The organism is Janthinobacterium algoris (assembly GCF_051380935.1).
GTDB lineage: Bacteria > Pseudomonadota > Gammaproteobacteria > Burkholderiales > Burkholderiaceae_D > Janthinobacterium.
Map to the genome: position 1 here is coordinate 383,028 of NZ_JBNYXZ010000001.1, position 17,195 is coordinate 400,222.

Sequence of the window (17,195 nt, forward strand, 5' to 3'; positions counted from 1 at the left end):
TGTCTTACACGGCGGCCCCTTGCGGGCCGCTTGTCATGTACGCCTGACGGTATACGGCCACGGTGCGCAGCAAGCCACCCAAAAAGATGCCGCTGAAGCCACCGTAGGCGAGGCAGACAGGCACGCTGAAGCTGGTCGCATGGGCATAGGCCGGGGCGATGGTCAGGGTCACGGCGACCGCATATTTCATGCAGAAGATGCTCATCATCAAGATCAACGGCACCCAGCTGCCGGGATGCTGCACGCTGGCCCGCTCGGGAATGACGGTTATCTTGCGCGGATCGGCCAGCGACCACGCCAGCGCCGCACCGGCCAGGGCGCCGGCGGCCCAGGCGAATGGCGCCATGCCCGCTAAGCCGAAACTGCCGTACACGCCGCTCAGGGACAGGGCCAGCATGACCAGGGGAATGATGCACAGCTTGCGCAAGCTCACTTCACGCGCGCGGCTGGCCAGCACGCCGCGGTACACGAGGAAGCCCAGGATGGCCCAGACGTAGAGGGGAGTGTGGCTGAAGATTTGCTGCAACATGGTGTCCGCCTTGGAATGAGGTTGTCGATGGACGTACTGTGTCAGCCGGCGGCGTGGGCGGCGAGCGATGTGCGACGAAACGGGAAAGGTCTGCCGTGAAACAGCGTCAGGCGGCGTGAAGCGGGAAGGCGGGACGGAAGGCTGCCCGTGGCGCGTCGGCCACGGGCATTCAAGGCGAAAAACTTATTCCGTTGGTGGAACGTAGCCCATGGCCGCATCGGCGCCATCGCCGAAGAAATGTTTTTCCATCTGCGTGGCCAGGTATTTGCGGGCACGCGCGTCGGCCAGGTTTAGGCGATTTTCATTGACCAGCATGGTCTGGTGCTTGAGCCAGGCGGCCCACGCTTCTTTCGACACCGATTCGTAAATTTTCTTGCCCAGTTCGCCCGGGTACGGTGGGAAATCCAGTCCTTCGGCTTCCTTGTTGAGTTTGATGCAGTGGATCGTGCGGGCCATCAGTGCTCCTGAATCAATGTAGAGATAAAACGTGATTATAAGGCACTTTGCGCCTGCCCTCGCGGGGCCGTCACGGCCAGCTTGCATGGCGTTTATCGTGCCCTTGCGCTGGATCAAATTTGATCTGTGCCGCCCTAGCTAGTAAGATGCCTTATCGCGCCAACCGCTGGCTGCGCCTCGTCCAAGTAAGTAGTAGCAATTAACTAATATGGAATTCTCTATGACCTCAGTGAAAGTCAATGGCATCGACGTCAGCAATGAAGGCAGCTTCGTGCTGTTTGGCGGCATCAACGTACTCGAATCGCGCGATCTCGCCATGCGCGCCTGCGAAGAATATGTGCGTGTGACGCAAAAACTGGGCATTCCCTATGTGTTCAAGGCCAGCTTCGACAAGGCCAACCGTTCTTCCATCCATTCCTACCGCGGCCCTGGCCTGGAAGAAGGCATGCGCATCTTCCAGGATGTGAAGGCGGCGTTCGGCGTGCCCGTGATTACCGACGTGCATGAGCCATGGCAGGCGCAGCAGGTGGCCGAAGTGGTCGACGTGCTGCAACTGCCCGCCTTCCTGGCGCGCCAGACGGACCTCGTCGTGGCCCTGGCGAAAACCGGTAAAGTCATCAACATCAAGAAGCCGCAATTTTTGAGCCCTGGCCAGATGGCCAATATCGTCGAGAAATTCAAGGAAGCGGGCAACGAGCAATTGATCCTGTGCGACCGGGGCACCTGCCTCGGCTATGACAACCTGGTAGTCGACATGCTGGGCTTTGGCGTGATGAAAAAGACGTGTGACGACTTGCCCATCATTTTTGACGTCACGCACGCCCTGCAGCAGCGCGACCCCGGCGGCGCCGCTTCGGGCGGCCGCCGCCAGCAAGTGGCGGACCTGGCCCGCGCCGGCCTGGCCGTCGGCATCGCCGGCCTGTTCCTGGAAGCCCATCCTGATCCTGACAACGCCCGCTGCGACGGCCCCAGCGCCCTGCCACTGGACCAGCTGGAACCATTCCTGGCGCAATTGAAGGCGCTCGATGACCTGGTCAAATCGTTCGCACCGCTGAATATCAAGTAATAAAATTCAAGCAATAAAAAATCCCGGCATGCCGGGATTTTTCATTTTTACAGTGTCTTGATGAGCACTTGCGATTTACGTTGCCAGTTATACATATGCTGGCGGTCCTTCGGCAAATCGTCGACGGTGGCCGGCACGAAGCCCCGCTTCTTGAACCAGTGCGAGGTGCGCGTGGTCAGTACGAACAGTTTGTTCAGGCCGGCGGCGCGCGCGCGGTTTTCCATGTGTTTCAGGATGCGCTCGCCATCGCCCTGGGCTTGCACTTCCGGGTTGACGGTCAAACATGCCATTTCCGCCATCTTTTGCGCGGGGAAGGGGTACAGGGCGGCGCAGCCGAAGATCACGCCATCATGCTCGATGACGGAGAAATAATCGATTTCGCGCTCGATCAGCTCGCGGCCCCGCTTGACGAGGGTGCCGTCCGCTTCCAGCGGTTCGATCAGTTTGATGATGCCGCCCACGTCTTCGATGGTGGCCTGGCGCAGGCTTTCCAGGTTTTCATGGCTGATCATGGTGCCCACGCCATCATGGGTAAACAATTCCAGCAGGGCCGAACCGTCCATCGAGAAGGGTACGATGTGCGAGCGCTCGACGCCGTTGTGGCAGGCTTTGACGCAATGTTTCAGGTAGAACGCCGTGGCATCCGGCAAGAAACCGGCCATTAGCACGGCTTCGGCCTGGTGCGACGACAGTTCGCGGATTTCCACGCCCGTGGCGTCTTCCATCATCGGTGTTTCCGTGATGAAAATCAGTTTGTCCGCATGCAGGGCGATGGCGGCGCTGCAAGCCACGTCTTCCATGGTCAGGTTGAACGCTTCGCCGGTCGGCGAGAAGCCCAGCGGAGAGAGCAGCACCAGGCCGTCCGAACCGAGGATGGAGTGGATGGTTTCGGCGTCGACCTTGCGCGTGATGCCCGTCAGTTCCAGGTCCACGCCATCGATCACGCCCAGCGGGCGTGCCGTGATGAAGTTGCCGGAAATGATACGGATGGCCGCATGCGACATGGGCGTGTTCGGCAAGCCCTGGCTGAACGCGGCCTCGATATCGAGGCGCAGCTCGCCGGCCGCTTCCTTCGCGCATTCCAGCGCGGCGATGTCCGTGATGCGCACGCCGTTGTGAAAGCGGCCTTCGACGTTACGCAAGGCCAGTTGTTCCGCCACTTGCGGCCGCGAGCCGTAGACGACGGTGACATTGATGTCCAGCGCATGCAGCAGAGACAAATCATGGGCCAGCACCTGCAGCGCCCCGGCGCTGACGAGTTCACCGGGGAAGGCGACCACGAAGGTCTTGCCGCGAAAGGCGTGGATGTAGGGCGCGACGGAGCGCAGCCATTGGACGAATTGGGTAGGGTTTTCCATTAAGCGCATTATAATTCGCTGCGCGATGTGCGCGCTTAAAATACCTGTAAAAAACAATGTCTTCAGCCAGCAATAAGTCTTCCCCTCCTTCCATCGTTGCAAATGTGCCCGCCAGCGGGGATGTTTCCACGCCTGTCGCCACGCCTGCGCAGGGCCGCCAGCGTCCGCCCGTGAGCCAGCAAAGGCAGCAGCCGCCGCGCACGGAACAGCAGAAACAGCAACAGCAGCAGCGCGCGGGTGAGGGCAAGGCCCAGGCCGCGCGCCCGTCGCGCGAGGGGCAGGAAAGCCGCGAAAGCCGTGATACGGCTCGCGCCGCGCGCGAGGCGGAAAAAGCCTTCCGCAATCCGCTGCCACCGATTACCTATCCGGAAGACTTGCCCGTCTCGGGCCGGCGCGCTGAAATCGCCAAGGCGCTGACGGAAAACCAGGTCATCATCGTCTCGGGCGAGACGGGTTCCGGCAAGACGACGCAATTGCCGAAGATTTGCCTGGAACTGGGACGTGGCCAGAAGGGCATGATCGGCCACACGCAGCCGCGGCGTATCGCCGCTTCCTCGACGGCCAAGCGCATCGCGCAGGAACTCGGTACGCCTCTGGGCGAAACCGTGGGTTTCAAGGTGCGCTTTACCGATACCCTGAGCCGTGGCGCGTCCGTCAAGCTGATGACGGACGGTATCTTGCTGGCCGAGACGCAGACCGACCCGTTGTTGAAAAATTACGACACCATCATCATCGATGAGGCGCATGAACGCAGCCTGAACATCGATTTCCTGCTCGGCTATCTGAAACAGCTGTTGCCGCGCCGGCCTGACCTGAAAATCATCATCACCTCGGCCACCATCGATGCGGAACGCTTTTCGCGCCATTTCGGCACGCCGGAAAAACCCGCGCCCGTGATCGAAGTGTCGGGTCGTCTGTACCAGGTGGAAGTGCGCTACCGTCCCGTGGAGCGCGAGCAGGTAGCCATGCCAGGTTCGGGCGCGAATGCCGGTTCGGGAACAGACCGGCCGGGCCAGCGCACCGCCGCTGCGCGCGAAAAGCGCGACTTGATGGATGCCGTCGTCGATGGCGTGGAAGAGCTGTGCCGCATCGGCTCGGGCGACGTGCTGGTATTCTTGCCCGGTGAGCGCGAAATCCGCGACTGCGCCGAAGCGCTGCGCAAGCACCATCCGCCGCACGTGGAAATATTACCGCTGTTCGCGCGCCTGTCGGCCGAAGAGCAGGAACGCGTCTTCAAGACCAGCAATGCGCGCCGCATCGTGCTGGCCACCAACGTGGCGGAAACCTCGCTGACCGTGCCCGGCATCCGCTACGTGGTCGACGCGGGCCTGGCGCGGGTCAAACGCTACAGCTACCGCAACAAGGTGGAGCAGTTGCAGGTCGAGCCGATCGCCCAGTCGGCCGCCAACCAGCGCGCCGGACGTTGCGGCCGCGTGGCCGATGGCGTCTGCATCCGTTTGTACGAAGAGCAGGATTATCTGCTGCGGCCGAAATTCACGGAGCCGGAAATCCTGCGTTCTTCGCTGGCCGCCGTCATCCTGCGCATGAAATCCTTGCATCTGACGGACGTGGAAACCTTCCCCTTCATCGAGCCGCCGCTGGCGCGCGCGGTGGCCGACGGTTACCAGCTGCTGCAGGAACTGGGCGCCGTCGACGAGGTCAACCAGCTCACGCCACTGGGCAACAAGCTGGCCAAGCTGCCGCTGGACCCGCGCGTGGGCCGCATGATTTTGGCCGCGCTCGATAACGCCTGCCTGACGGAAGTGTTGATTGTTGCCTCGGCCCTGTCCGTGCAAGATCCGCGCGACCGCCCGATGGAGCACCAGCAGGCGGCCGACGAGGCGCACAAGAAGTTTGCCGATGAAAAGTCGGAGTTTCTCAGTTACCTGAAAATCTGGCGCTGGTTCGAGTCTGCCATCGAGCACAAGAAAACCAACCGCCAGCTGCAAGACAATTGCCGCACGAATTTCCTGTCGCAGATGCGCCTGCGCGAATGGCGCGACGTGCATTCGCAGCTGCTGACCATCGTCAAGGAACAGGGCTGGCGCCTGAACGAAGCGCCGGCTACCTACGACAACCTGCACATGGCTTTGCTGACCGGTTTGCTGGGCAATATCGGTTTCAAGGGCGAGGATGAGCCGGGCGCAGGCTACCTGGGCGCGCGCGGCATCAAGTTCCACATCTGGCCAGGTTCCTCGCTGCTGAAAAAGCCGGGCAAGTGGATCATGGCGGCCGAACTGGTCGACACGACGCGGCTGTACGCGCGATGCGTGGCGCAGATCCAGCCCGAATGGCTGGAAAAAGTCGGCGAGCATTTGCTAAAGAAATCCTGGGGCGAGCCGCGCTGGGAAAAACGCTCGGCGCAAGTGACGGCGTCGGAACGCGCGACTTTGTATGGCCTGGTGGTGTACAGCCAGCGCCGCATCAATTACGGCAATTTCAATTTGCCGGAAGCGCGCGAAATCTTCATCCGCGACGCGCTGGTCGGTGGCGACTTCGATACGCGCGCGCCGTTCTTTGCGCACAATCACAAGCTGATCAAGGACATCGAAAACCTCGAACACAAATCGCGCCGCCTGGATGTGCTGGTCGACGATGAACTGATCGCAGCCTTCTACGACAAGCTGCTGCCGGCGGACGTGTGCAATGGCGCCGGTTTCGAAAAATGGCACAAGGATGTCACGCGCGAAAACCCGAAGCTGCTGTATTTGAACCGCGAAGAGCTGATGCGCCACGAGGCGGCCGGCGTGACCACCGACCTGTTCCCGAAAACCATGTCCGTGACGGGCCTGGAAATGGGGCTCACATACCACTTCGAGCCGGGCAGCGTGCGCGATGGAGTGACCTTGAGCGTGCCCCTGTATGCGCTGAACCAGTTGCCGCGCGAGCGCTGCGAATGGCTGGTGCCGGGCATGCTGAAGGAAAAAGTGCATCTGTTGCTGAAATCCTTGCCGCAAAAGCTGCGCCGCCACTGCGTGCCGCTGCCCGATTACGCGGCCAAATTCTGCGAGCGCGTGCACGAGGCGGGCGTGTTTGGCCGCGGTGACCTGATCGACGCCATCATCGCAGACATCCGCACGCAGATCACGATCAATGTGCTGACGACGGACTTCAAGCCGGAAACCCTGCCTGCCCATCACTTCATGAATTTCAAGGTGATCGACGAGCATGGCCGCCAGCTGGACATGGGCCGCAACCTGGCCACCCTGCAGGCGGAGTTCGGCGGCCAGGCGCGCCAGAGTTTCCAGAAGCTGGCCGAAGTGTCGGGCGTCTCCGGCACGGGTACGCCTGCTGCCCGCGTGGCGGGCGCGCAAGTGGCGTCGCGGCTGCAAGCGCAAGCGCAGGGCGCGAACGCCGCGCCAGCCAAGGGCGCAGCCGCTACAGCAACGCCGGCTTCCGTCAATGCCACTGTGTCGCAGCACATGGGCTTGACGGGCTGGACCTTTGGCGAGTTGCCGGAATTGCTGGAAATCGTGCAGGGCAAGCTGACACTGATCGGTTTCCCTGCGCTGGTCGACAAGGGCACGCATTGCGACCTGGAAGTGTTTGACGACCCGACGGTAGCTGCCCGCACGCACAAGATCGGTTTGCGCCGCCTGTTCGCGCTGCAAATGAAGGAGCAGATCAAGTACGTCGAGAAAAGCATCCCTGGTTTACAGCAGATGGGCATGCAATTCATGGCCCTGGGGTCGCAGGAAGAGTTGCGCGAGCAAATCATCAACAAGGCGCTCGATATTGCTTGCTTGCAAGATCCGCTGCCGCTGGACTCCGCCTCGTTTGCCAAGCGTCAGGCGGAGGGCAAGTCGCGCCTGGTCCTGCTGGTGAATGAAATTGCCCGCCTGCTGTCGCAAGTACTGACGGAATTCCACGGCTTGCCCAAGCGCCTACAGAATATTCCCGCAACAGCGGCGGCCGATATCCAGTCGCAACTGCAGGGACTCGTGCATAAACGCTTCCTGACGGAAAACGAGTACACGCAGCTGGCGCACTTCCCCCGCTATTTGAAGGCGATCAATGTGCGCCTGGAAAAGCTGCGCGCCGACCCCGCGCGCGACACCAAGTTGATGGCCGAATGGCAATCGGCGGCCGCACCATACTTGCGTCAGGCCAAGGACCGCCAGGCGGGCAAGAATACGGACCCGAAACTGGTCGAGTTCCGCTGGATGCTGGAAGAGCTGCGCGTGTCCCTGTTTGCGCAGGAATTGCGCACGCCGATGCCTGTTTCTGCCAAAAGGTTGCAGAAAGTATGGGAGTCGATGCAACGCTAGGTTTTTCTCCTCTGCAGCGTAGGTCGGATTAGCGGGGCCGCCGAGGTGGGGCGGTGTCGCTGGTGGTGTCGCATTACGCGCTACTAATCTGACCTACGTTCATCCAGCTCATCATCGCTGAGCGAGGAACGCGAGCCCACGTCGCCCTGGCTTCTGCCCGTGCCGGCGCGGCTGCCGCTCATGGAGGTGCCGGACATGCTGCCGTCGCTGCCTGATTGCACACTGGCGCCCCTGCGCAGGTCGCTGCTGGATGGCATGTGGCTGCCCGCCATGGCGCCGCTGCCGTAGCGCGTGCCGCTGCCATAGAACGCTTCCATCTGCTGGTTCCACGCATCGCTACCCATGTCGGGCCAGTTGTTCTTGTCGAAGCCGGGTGCGTCTTTCAGCTGGTCTTTTTCCACGTTGAGCAGGAAGCGCTTGTTGACGGGGTCCAGGGTCAGGTGTTCCCAAGGGACGGCAAACAGCTTGTCGCCCATGCCCAGGATGCCGCCGAAGGACAGTACGGCATAGGCGATCTGGCCGGTGCGCATGTCGAGCATGATTTCCTTGATGCCGCCCAGTTCCTCGTCGCTGTGATTGTAGACATCGTCGCCGAGCAGGGTGTCGGCCCCCATCAAGGCCGGCCCCGGGCCGTCGTGGTTGCGGTATATGCCCAGGATGTCGCGGTCCAGATAGCTCATGGTGTTCTCTCCTCGTGAAGTGCTGATCGAGTCCCCAGATTACGCATGCACACAAGGTCGCGTTTGATCTGCCTCAATGGTGTCTGCGGCACTTTTATCGGTGTGCAAACGTACGGTGTTGTCCGCCAATTGCGGTACTCTATGCGTTCTACGGAGGAGGCCGCACATGCTGACGATGCAACGATGCAGTGAGATGAACTTGCGCTACGCTCCACAACGACACGCGCGCCGCTTGCCATGGTGAAGCCCACCACCAAATGGCTGCGCGGGCTATTGCGCGCCGGTAAGGCGCAGCAGCGCACGGCGAACAGGCTGGCCAAGGTGCTGTTCGGGCCCGTGCCAGCCAAGCCCAAGCCTCGCAAGGCCGTGAGCAAGGTCGTAAGCAAAATCGGCGCCAAGGCAGTGGCGAAAACCGTCGCCAAGCCGCGCGCCAGGCCCGCCAGCGACGCCGTGCCCTCGCTGGCGCCGTTCGCCACGCCTCTGTCGCCCCCGCGCGTGCGCAAGCGAACAGCGTCCCCGCCGGGCAAGTGGCTGGCCGCCCACTATGCGCCGTTGCCGGAACTGGGGCAGTTGCCGGGCCGGCGCCTGCCATATTTTCTGTACCTGCCCGAGAAGGCGCCGAGCGCCGCCATGCGCAGCCGGGGCCGGCCGCTGCTGGTGATGCTGCACGGCTGCGAGCAGAGCGCCACGCAGTTTGCCGAAGGCACGCGCATGAACCGCCTGGCCGAGCGCAAGGGCTATGCCGTGCTGTATCCGCAGCAATCGTTGCGTTCGCATGCGCGCCGCTGCTGGAAGTGGTACGACAAGCTGACGCAGGAGGGCGGCGGCGACGTGCGTCTGATCGTCGGCGCCATCGAGCAGGTGGCGGCCCGCTATGCGATCGACCGCGCGCGCATCTATATCTGCGGCATTTCCGCCGGTGCCGGCATGGCGCATATCGTGGCCCTGAACCATCCTCATTTGTTTGCCGCGCTGGGCCTGCATTCCGGACCCGTGTTTGGCGCCGGGCATAACCTGATCGGCGCGCTGGGCGTGATGCAGCATGGCGCTGCCGCCCGTGCCGATGTGGCCATCGATGAAGTGCTGGCGCGCCAGCCCGCGTTTCCCCGCCTGCCCACCATCCTGCTGCAAGGGCAGGCCGACAAGGTGGTGCGGCCCATTAACCAGACGCAACTGGTGCGCCAGAGCGTGCGCGTCAACCGCATGCCAGCCGATACGCTGGTGACGGCGCAGCGTCTGCCTGGCGGTGCGGCGAGCGGACGCAACCCGGCGCATGCGTATGCCTTGCACGATTATCAGGTGGGCAAGGATGTGCTGCTGCGCGTGGCGCAGGTCGAGCACCTTGAACACGCGTGGAGCGGTGGCGACGCCAGCCTGCCGTTCAACGACAAGGCAAAGCCCGACGCCAGCAAGATGCTGCTCGATTTCTTCGCCAGCCACCACCGCCGATAAGCCACCGTGCCGCGCCGCAACGGCGCGGCAGGCACTGGTACGCATCGTTCTTCCCTTCCCCGCAGCGCTGGCCGTGCCGCCGCTCGGCCGCGCCAGCGCGCCTGTCGCGCCCTTTTCAACTCCGCCACCGAATGCCGGCCTACCCTCGATTTCTCATGGGTGGTATTGCTTCGGTATTTAAAAATCACAAAAATAGGCGCTAAAAATACTAACTGGTATACAATTGGTACACGTTTTCAGTGTGTATCGTGTCCGCCGTCCCATGCCCCGACGGTAGACATGCACTGACGGCAGCCACCCACGTTACGGAACGCGCCATGTCCATCAAGTCCAGGCAGTTGTTGTGGTTTTTTGCGTTTTTCCTCGTCTTTGAACTGAATATCTATCTGTCGAACGACATGATCATGCCGGCGATGCTGGGCATCGTCGACGAGTTCCAGGCGGAGAAAAAGTTCGTTCCCTTGTCCCTGAGCCTGTATCTGCTGGGCGGCAGCTCGCTGCAGATTTTCCTGGGTCCGCTGGCCGACACCATCGGCAAGCGCAAACTTGTGCTGACTGGCAATGCCTTGTTCCTGCTGGCCACGCTGGCGGTGCCGTTTGCCGCCTCGATCGAGCAATTTATCACCTTGCGTTTCATCCAGGGCATGGGCTGCTGCTTCATCTTTGTCGGCTATGCCATGATCCATGAACTGTTCGATGACATGGCGGCCGTCAAGCTCAGCAGCATCTTATCGAGCACCACCATCCTCGCGCCCCTGGCCGGCCCCATCCTCGGCAGCGCCATCATCAGCCGGCTGGACTGGCGCTACGTCTTTTTCCTTTCCGGCCTGCTGGCGCTGCTGTCCTTGCTGGGCCTGTTCAAGACCATGCCGCGCGCTGCGCCGACACAGCCGCGTCTGGATGGCCGCGCCATTGTGCGCAGCTATGCGGCCATTTTCAGCAACCGGCGCTTCATGTTCGGCATGTTTACGGCAGGGCTGGCCACCGTGCCCCTGACGGCCTGGATCGGCTTTTCGCCCCTCTTCGTGCTGCAGGAGATGGGCGCCTCCTATGCCACCTATATCGCCCTGCAATGCGTGATTTTGTCCGGTTTTGTGCTCAGCAGCATCGCTATCCAGCGCCTGCGGCAGGATTTCCCACTCGTGCATCTGCTGCGCCTGGGCGGTCTGATCGCGGCCGCCGGCATGCTGGGCGCCGGCGCGGGCCGCCATCACGTCGATGTGTTTGCCGCTTGCATGTTTGTCTATTCCATCGGCTTCGGCCTGTTCAATGGCGCCCTGATCCGCAGCGCGCTCACGGCCAGCAAGGAATCGATGACATTGACGACGGCCGCCATGAGCTTGCTGTACTGCATTTATTTGTCGGCCTGGCTGCAGCTGTACAACGTGCTGTGCCAGCGCTTCGGCTACGCGCTGGAAACGTATGCGCTGCTGAATATCCCCGTCATCGTGGTCATCGCCGCCTGCCTGCTGCTGTTTACGCGGGGCATGGCGGGGCGCCGGGAAAGCGAGGTGCGGCTGGCCCGGCACTGATGGCGCAACGATGCGCATGTTCTCGACCTTGTTTTACCTCCTGCGACGTTTACTGACACTCTCCTGCGGAAGATGGTGCGCCCATGAAAATAGATGACCTGGCCTCGAAACACGAACAAGCAAAGATTTTCAACCTGGAGTACGAGTTTCGCATCCACCGGCTGAAACTCGATTACATCACCCTGGCCGATGTCCGCCCGGCCGGCAGCGATCTGGAACAACTGGCCGTGGAGCACCAGGCGGGCACCGCCGCCCTGCGCAGCTTCGTCGCCGCCAATTTTACGCATTTCAATGCCGCAAGCTGTTCCTCGCTCAGTTGCATCCCCACGCAGGCGCTGGGCGATGACGAGCGTTATCTGCACCGCATCTGGATGGGCGGGCCGTTGCCGGCCATCGCCTTTGAAGCGATCCAGCAGTGGGGCGCGGCGCTGGAAGAGGTGCGGCAGAATGGCGGCGCGCCGTATGTCTCCATCCTGTGGGCCTGGGATGCGCAGCAATTGCGCCATGATGCGCGTTTCAGCCCCACGGGCGGCGCCGGGCGCTATACGATAGGCCGCTATGCCATCGGCGGCACGACACTGCATATCAACTCGCTGCGCGCGCTGGCGCTGGACTTTGCGCCGGCCCGCTTCGACATACTCGATACCCTGCATACGCAGCGCTACTTCGCCACCTTGTCCGATTATTTCCGCATCCTCATCATGTGTGAATACGGCGGCATGTATATGGATGTCGATACGATCCCGCATAATCCGGCGACGATTTTCCTGATGAAGCCGGAAGTGCCCGATTATTTCCAGCACAAGGAGGGTGACGGCGAAGAGCGCCAGCATGTCAGCTGGATGAATCTGTTTCTCGATGAAACGGGCATGCTGATCGCCAAGAAGAACGATGCCGCGCTGCGGGTGATTCAGCGTAATGTGAATCTCGCTTATGCGCGCATCGACGGGGAAATCCCCCGTTCCTGCCCGCAATTCGAGGCGCAGCTGTTCGGCCAGTTCTATGCCGAATGGAAGAAAAACCTGGGCGTGACCCTGCTCAGCCATGCCGAGTTTTACCAGCGCTATTGTGTGCTGTATGACGGCGCGCGGGAAGCGGTGGCGGGCGGCATCCGCGGCATGCGTTTGCTGGACGATATCATTACCGATATACACATTCCCCTCAGCGACGAGGAGCGGCGCGCGTATGCGCGCTGCGTGGCGCGGCTCGATGAAATCGATTGGCAACTCGACGATCCTTTGCGCCTGGTCAACATTGTTGATGTGTTCGACATCGAGGAAGTACCGCGCATGGCGTATGCGGCTCAGCTGCGGGCGGACATCGATCACTTCCACTATTATTCGGTGCTGTCGGACGACCCGCAACTGGACCGCGTGAATGCCGTCTTTTGCCGCTACCTGCTGGCCCACCGTTCGCAGCATATTGCCGCGGGCAATTTCTGGCGTCCCACCGTGGGCCGCCACGGCAGCCGCATGCCGGCCGTCGGCGATGCCGCTCCGTCCGGCGACGAGGTGCAGGCGGGCTTGCTGTCGCATGCGCCGCTCAAGCTGGTGGCGGGCGAACTGCTGGGCGATGAGACGAAGAACCGCATGGCGAAGCTGCTGTTTGCCACCAGTTACCTCGAATACTGCTCGTTTGGCAATAAACTCAATTTGCAGTTCGTCGAATTGCAGCGGCGGCAGAATATCGACCCCTACCTGGCGCACATCCACGGTTTGCATGACGAGGACGGGCGCTTCATCGGCTTCTTCACGGCCGCGACGATGGACGAGTTCCAGGCTTGCGGCGCCGTCTCGTATTACCGCGATGACATGAAGGCGCTCGACGATGCCTATGATGCATTCGTGCTTGCGCATGCGCGCGCCGACGACTGTTTCGTCAGCAGCCTGGCCATCGACGAGAAATATCGGGGCCAGGGCCTGTTCCGGCAGATGTTCCATGAAATCCGCGACCTGGCCAGCCGCAAGGGCTGTGCGCGCATCACCTTGACGGTGTGGGAAAAGAGCGAAGCGCTGCAAGTGTATCTGCACAAGGGTTTTCGCAGCGTGGGCACGTTCGACTATGCCTACAGCCTGTTCTATGACCGCCTGCACTTTCTCGTGTATGAAGGAAACTGAGGAAGGAAACTGAGGAAGGAAACTGAGGAAGGAAACTGAGGGGGAAACCGAGGAGGGAAACCGAGGAGGGAAACTGAGGGGTAGCAGGGGCGGCCGGCAGCCGCCCCATGAAGATGCTTACAGGGCCAGGAAGGCCAGGGCCGCCACGGCCGTCGGCAGCAGGGCGCCTGCCAGCAGGCCGACAGCGCCGATCGATTCATCCTTGAAGCCGCGGCGCAGCAGGGATACGCCGGCCGGGTTCGGCGCGTTGGCGATAACGGTCAGGCCGCCGCCGGCCACGGCGCCGGCCACCAGCATGTATTTCGCTTCGTCCGTCATGCCGACGATCAGCGAGCCCAGGTAAGTCAGGGCCGCATTGTCGGTGATCGCCGTCAAGCCCAGCGCGCCGAAGAACAGGGCCAGCGGCTTCAGGCTCGAGACGATGGGCTGCAGCCACCATTGCTGCATGCCGCCCAGCACCACCAGGCCGCCAAGGAAGAAGCCGACCAGCAAGCCCTCTTTCAGGATCAGCGGGCTCTGATAGCGCTCATACGCCTGCACAAAGCCGAGAAAGAACAAGAACAAGCCGAAGAACAGCACGGGATGGTGCGCCAGGGCCACCACGCCGCCCAGCACGATCATGTGCACGAGGCTGATGGCCAGCGGCACTTTCGGCGGTTCCACCTCGCCGGCTTTCGGCTTGATATCGGACGTGTTGCTATGCAGATATTTGCGTAGCAATATGCTCACGCCCGTGGCATTGACCAGCACGGCGATGGCGGCTTTCCATCCGAAATGGCTGGCCATGAAAGCGCTGTCCCAGTTCCACGTGGCGGCCACCATCAGCACGGGCGGCGCCGCGTATGAGGTCAGGGTGCCGCCGATGGAAACGTTGACGAACAGCACGCCCAGCGCGCCGTATTTCAGCCATTCGGGGATGCCCGGGCGGAAGATTTGCGGCGCCAGCATCAGCGCGGCCAGGGTCATGGCGGCCGGTTCCGTGATCATCGAGCCCGTCAGGGGCACGAGCGCCAGGCCCAGCCAGACGAGGGCCAGTTCCGTGCGCAGCGGCATCACGCGCGCCACCCCTTTGAGCAGGCGCTGCACGGCGTCGAGCACGGGGCGCGAGGCGGCCACCACCATGACGACAAAGACGAACAGCGGTTCCGTGTACTGGCGCGATTCGGCATACTCGATGGCCGCCTCGCTGCCCGAGACAAAGGCCATGATGATGATCAAAATGAAGGCCCAGAAGCCGAACACGACTTCCACTTCGCCCAACAGATGCAGCAGGCCTGCATGGCGGGGATGGCGCTGCGCCAGGGTTTCAAACGACTTGGCGGTGAAGGTGTGGATGAGCGCAAGGCCGAAGATGATCGCGCTGATGAGTTGGATGGTGGTCAAATGCGTTTCCTTATGGACGGAGGGAGCCGACTGGTGTGTTGCCAGGCGGTAAGGAGAGTGCTTATGGTACAGCAATCGATGCCAGAAACGGGGTTTTTCGGACATGGCGGGACGGCCCCTGCGGTGGTGACAGGCAGATAATACGCAGATAAGCCTTGCCAAAAGAGGGACTGAATAGTACTGTATATGCATACAGTATTTATCCTCATAACTAACTATGCAACATTCCCAATTGATGGCCTCGCCGGAAGCCTTGCACCCGTCCCTGTGGCGCGCATCGCAGCTGGGGCAGGGCGCCGCACGCTGCCTGGACACGGGTTTTGCCGTCTTGTCCGCGCAACTACCGGGCGGCGGCTGGCCCAGCGGTAGCCTCATCGATCTGCTGGTGCAGCAGCCGGGCAGCGGTGAATTGCGTCTGCTGGCGCCCGCGCTGGCGCAGCTGCCGGGCTTGCCCATCGTGCTGTTGCAGCCGCCCCATCCGCCGCAGGCGCTGGCCCTGGCTGCGCAGGGTCTGGCGCCGTCGCAGCTGCTGTGGCTGAAGAGCGCCGGCAGCAAGGATGCCTTGTGGGCGGCGGAAAACATCTTGCGCAGCGGCAGTTGCGGCGCCTTGCTGTTCTGGCAGTCGCACGTGCGCGGCGACAGCCTGCGCCGGCTGCACCTGGCCGCGCAAGGCGGCAATACCCTGTTTTGCATGCTGCGCCCGCTGCACGGCGCGCAGGATGCGTCGCCGGCGCCGCTGCGCCTGTCCGTGCGCCCGGCCGCCGGCGGCATCGAGATCGGCTTCATCAAGCGCCGCGGGCCGCAGCGCGACGCGCCCCTGTTCTTGCCTTTGCAACCCCCTTCATTATTGCTACGCCATGCGACTCTGGATCGGCCTGTGCCTGCCCCGGCTCCCGCTCGAAGTGTTTTGCCCGCGCTGGTCGGCTGATCAGCTGGGCGCGGTGCTGGAGCAGGAGCAAGTGATGGCCCTGTCGCCGCTGGCGCGGGCGGCCGGCATCCGGCCGGGCATGCGCCGCGCGGGCGCGCTGATGCTGGCGCCGCAGGCGCGCCTGCACGAGCGCTCGCTGGATCTGGAAGCGCAAGCCCTGCAAGCGGTGGGGCTGGCGCTGCTGCAATACTCGCCGCTGGTGGCGCAGGGCGAGGAAGCAACCCTGCTGGTCGACGCGGGCGCCAGCTTGCGCCTGTTCGGCGGCGTGCGCGCCCTGTGCCGGCAGATTGCGGCCAGTTTGCGCGCGCTGGGCTACACGGTACAGCTGTCGTGCGCGCCCACGGCGCGCGGTGCCTGGCTGCTGGCGCGCGCCGGTACGCGCCGGGGCCGCGTGCTAGGCATGGATAGTCTCGTGCGCCGCCTCGACCGCCTGCCGTGCACCTTGCTGCCGCCCGCGCGCCCCTATCTCGACTGGTTCGAAGGTATCGGTTGCCGCACTCTGGGGCAGTTGCGCCAGTTGCCCCGGCCCGGTTTGCAGCGCCGTTGCGGCGTGGCCTTGCTGGATATGCTCGACGATGCGCATGGCCACAGCACGGAATTGTTCGTGTGGCTCGAAGCTCCGCCCACCTTCCGCGCCAGCCTGGAATTGTTCGATCGCGTGGAGCATGCGGACGCCTTACTGTTCGGCGCGCGCCGCCTGCTGCAGCAAATGACGGGCTGGCTGTGCGCGCGGCAATTCGCCGTCGAGCGCATACAACTGCTGCTGGCGCACGAGCGGGGCAGGGTGGCGCGCCCGCCCACCGTCATCGAGCTGGCGCTAGGCGAGGCCGTCTGGCGCGACGAGCATTTGTTGCGTTTGCTCAAGGAGCGTCTGGCGCAGCTAGTGTTGGATGCGCCCGTGATCGGCCTGACCCTGGAAGCGCTGCAGGTGCAGCCCATGGCGCCGCCCAGCGAGAGCCTGTTTCCCGAACCGGGCGGCACGCCGCAGGAGCGCCAGCGCCTGATGGAATTGCTGGTGGCGCGCCTGGGCGCCGAGAATGTCTTGCAGGCAGCACCACGCGCCGATTACCGCCCCGAAGCGGCCAACCAGTGGCTGCCGCTGCCGGGCAAGGTCGTCGGCAAAAGCGCGCTGCCGGACTTGCCGCCCGGTTTGCCCGGCATGCCCCGTCCCGGCTGGCTGCTGGCGCAACCGGTGGCCCTGTTGATGCGCGAGCACCGGCCCTTTTATGGCTCGCCTTTGAAAATGGTCTCTGTCGCCGAGCGCATCGAGGCGGGCTGGTGGGGCCAGTCGCAGGCGCGCGATTATTTCATCGCCGAAGGTCTCGACCACGCCCATTACTGGGTCTACCGCGAACGCATCGCAGGCAGCGGAGAGGACGCCGCACCGCGCTGGTTCCTGCATGGTTTGTTTGGCTGAGTGGCGGCC

The 17,195-nt window shown here is 62.8% G+C and carries 12 protein-coding genes; 7 read left to right on the plus strand and 5 right to left on the minus strand.

Annotation, left to right across the window (positions count from 1 at the left end):
• Positions 1 to 4: 4 nt before the first annotated feature.
• Entirely contained in the window at positions 5 to 529 is a 525-nt protein-coding gene (locus tag ACQ4W7_RS01785) for a DUF6622 family protein (protein WP_426071693.1), read from the minus strand.
• Positions 530 to 712: 183 nt separating this feature from the next.
• On the minus strand, positions 713 to 985 hold the full coding sequence (locus ACQ4W7_RS01790; RefSeq protein WP_034750797.1) for an oxidative damage protection protein: 273 nt from the start codon (positions 983 to 985) through the stop codon (positions 713 to 715).
• Positions 986 to 1,205: 220 nt separating this feature from the next.
• Between ACQ4W7_RS01790 and kdsA the strand changes: the two genes are divergently transcribed.
• Positions 1,206 to 2,051 carry a 3-deoxy-8-phosphooctulonate synthase gene (kdsA, locus tag ACQ4W7_RS01795; RefSeq protein ID WP_426071694.1) on the plus strand — a complete coding sequence of 282 codons (846 nt, stop codon included), beginning with the start codon at positions 1,206 to 1,208 and terminating at the stop codon, positions 2,049 to 2,051.
• Positions 2,052 to 2,098: 47 nt separating this feature from the next.
• Here the strand turns inward: kdsA and argA are convergent, their stop codons facing one another.
• On the minus strand, positions 2,099 to 3,409 hold the full coding sequence (gene argA, locus ACQ4W7_RS01800) for an amino-acid N-acetyltransferase (RefSeq protein WP_046685875.1): 1,311 nt from the start codon (positions 3,407 to 3,409) through the stop codon (positions 2,099 to 2,101).
• A gap of 56 nt (positions 3,410 to 3,465) precedes the next feature.
• Here argA and hrpA point away from each other — a divergent pair, with 56 nt between their 5' ends.
• Positions 3,466 to 7,677, plus strand: coding sequence for an ATP-dependent RNA helicase HrpA (hrpA, locus tag ACQ4W7_RS01805; RefSeq protein WP_436527998.1), 4,212 nt, complete (start codon positions 3,466 to 3,468; stop codon positions 7,675 to 7,677).
• A gap of 83 nt (positions 7,678 to 7,760) precedes the next feature.
• Here the strand turns inward: hrpA and ACQ4W7_RS01810 are convergent, their stop codons facing one another.
• On the minus strand, positions 7,761 to 8,357 hold the full coding sequence (locus ACQ4W7_RS01810; protein WP_436528000.1) for a PRC-barrel domain-containing protein: 597 nt from the start codon (positions 8,355 to 8,357) through the stop codon (positions 7,761 to 7,763).
• A 237-nt stretch (positions 8,358 to 8,594) separates the two neighbouring features.
• Between ACQ4W7_RS01810 and ACQ4W7_RS01815 the strand changes: the two genes are divergently transcribed.
• The 3 genes from ACQ4W7_RS01815 to ACQ4W7_RS01825 all read left to right on the plus strand — a co-directional run bounded on the left by ACQ4W7_RS01815 (position 8,595) and on the right by ACQ4W7_RS01825 (position 13,458).
• Positions 8,595 to 9,809 (plus strand): extracellular catalytic domain type 1 short-chain-length polyhydroxyalkanoate depolymerase, encoded by a 1,215-nt coding sequence (locus tag ACQ4W7_RS01815; protein WP_436528002.1) that lies wholly within the window; start codon positions 8,595 to 8,597, stop codon positions 9,807 to 9,809.
• Positions 9,810 to 10,126: 317 nt separating this feature from the next.
• Complete coding sequence (locus ACQ4W7_RS01820; protein WP_436528004.1) at positions 10,127 to 11,341, plus strand: MFS transporter; 1,215 nt, start codon at positions 10,127 to 10,129, stop codon at positions 11,339 to 11,341.
• An 83-nt stretch (positions 11,342 to 11,424) separates the two neighbouring features.
• Positions 11,425 to 13,458, plus strand: coding sequence for a GNAT family N-acetyltransferase (locus tag ACQ4W7_RS01825; protein ID WP_436528006.1), 2,034 nt, complete (start codon positions 11,425 to 11,427; stop codon positions 13,456 to 13,458).
• A 117-nt stretch (positions 13,459 to 13,575) separates the two neighbouring features.
• Here ACQ4W7_RS01825 and ACQ4W7_RS01830 read toward each other — a convergent pair whose 3' ends face one another.
• A complete protein-coding gene (locus tag ACQ4W7_RS01830) occupies positions 13,576 to 14,841 on the minus strand; it encodes a putative Na+/H+ antiporter (RefSeq protein WP_426071700.1) in 1,266 nt (421 codons plus the stop codon).
• 217 nt (positions 14,842 to 15,058) lie between these two features.
• On the opposite strand from ACQ4W7_RS01830, the gene imuA reads away from it, so the two are divergent.
• A complete protein-coding gene (gene imuA / locus ACQ4W7_RS01835) occupies positions 15,059 to 15,769 on the plus strand; it encodes a translesion DNA synthesis-associated protein ImuA (protein WP_426071701.1) in 711 nt (236 codons plus the stop codon).
• Complete coding sequence (locus ACQ4W7_RS01840) at positions 15,699 to 17,186, plus strand: Y-family DNA polymerase (protein WP_436528009.1); 1,488 nt, start codon at positions 15,699 to 15,701, stop codon at positions 17,184 to 17,186. The genes imuA and ACQ4W7_RS01840 overlap by 71 nt, the downstream gene beginning before the upstream one ends.
• The last annotated feature ends 9 nt before the right edge of the window (positions 17,187 to 17,195 follow it).

Excerpts from the sequence above, each read along its gene's own strand:
- ACQ4W7_RS01790 (WP_034750797.1), bottom strand. The coding sequence starts at position 985 with ATGGCCCGCACGATCCACTGCATCAAACTCAACAAGGAAGCCGAAGGA.
- ACQ4W7_RS01785 (WP_426071693.1), bottom strand. The coding sequence starts at position 529 with ATGTTGCAGCAAATCTTCAGCCACACTCCCCTCTACGTCTGGGCCATC.
- ACQ4W7_RS01820 (WP_436528004.1), top strand. The coding sequence starts at position 10,127 with ATGTCCATCAAGTCCAGGCAGTTGTTGTGGTTTTTTGCGTTTTTCCTC.
- ACQ4W7_RS01810 (WP_436528000.1), bottom strand. The coding sequence starts at position 8,357 with ATGAGCTATCTGGACCGCGACATCCTGGGCATATACCGCAACCACGAC.
- imuA (WP_426071701.1), top strand. The coding sequence starts at position 15,059 with ATGCAACATTCCCAATTGATGGCCTCGCCGGAAGCCTTGCACCCGTCC.
- kdsA (WP_426071694.1), top strand. The coding sequence starts at position 1,206 with ATGACCTCAGTGAAAGTCAATGGCATCGACGTCAGCAATGAAGGCAGC.
- argA (WP_046685875.1), bottom strand. The coding sequence starts at position 3,409 with ATGGAAAACCCTACCCAATTCGTCCAATGGCTGCGCTCCGTCGCGCCC.
- hrpA (WP_436527998.1), top strand. The coding sequence starts at position 3,466 with ATGTCTTCAGCCAGCAATAAGTCTTCCCCTCCTTCCATCGTTGCAAAT.
- ACQ4W7_RS01825 (WP_436528006.1), top strand. The coding sequence starts at position 11,425 with ATGAAAATAGATGACCTGGCCTCGAAACACGAACAAGCAAAGATTTTC.
- ACQ4W7_RS01815 (WP_436528002.1), top strand. The coding sequence starts at position 8,595 with ATGGTGAAGCCCACCACCAAATGGCTGCGCGGGCTATTGCGCGCCGGT.
- ACQ4W7_RS01840 (WP_436528009.1), top strand. The coding sequence starts at position 15,699 with ATGCGACTCTGGATCGGCCTGTGCCTGCCCCGGCTCCCGCTCGAAGTG.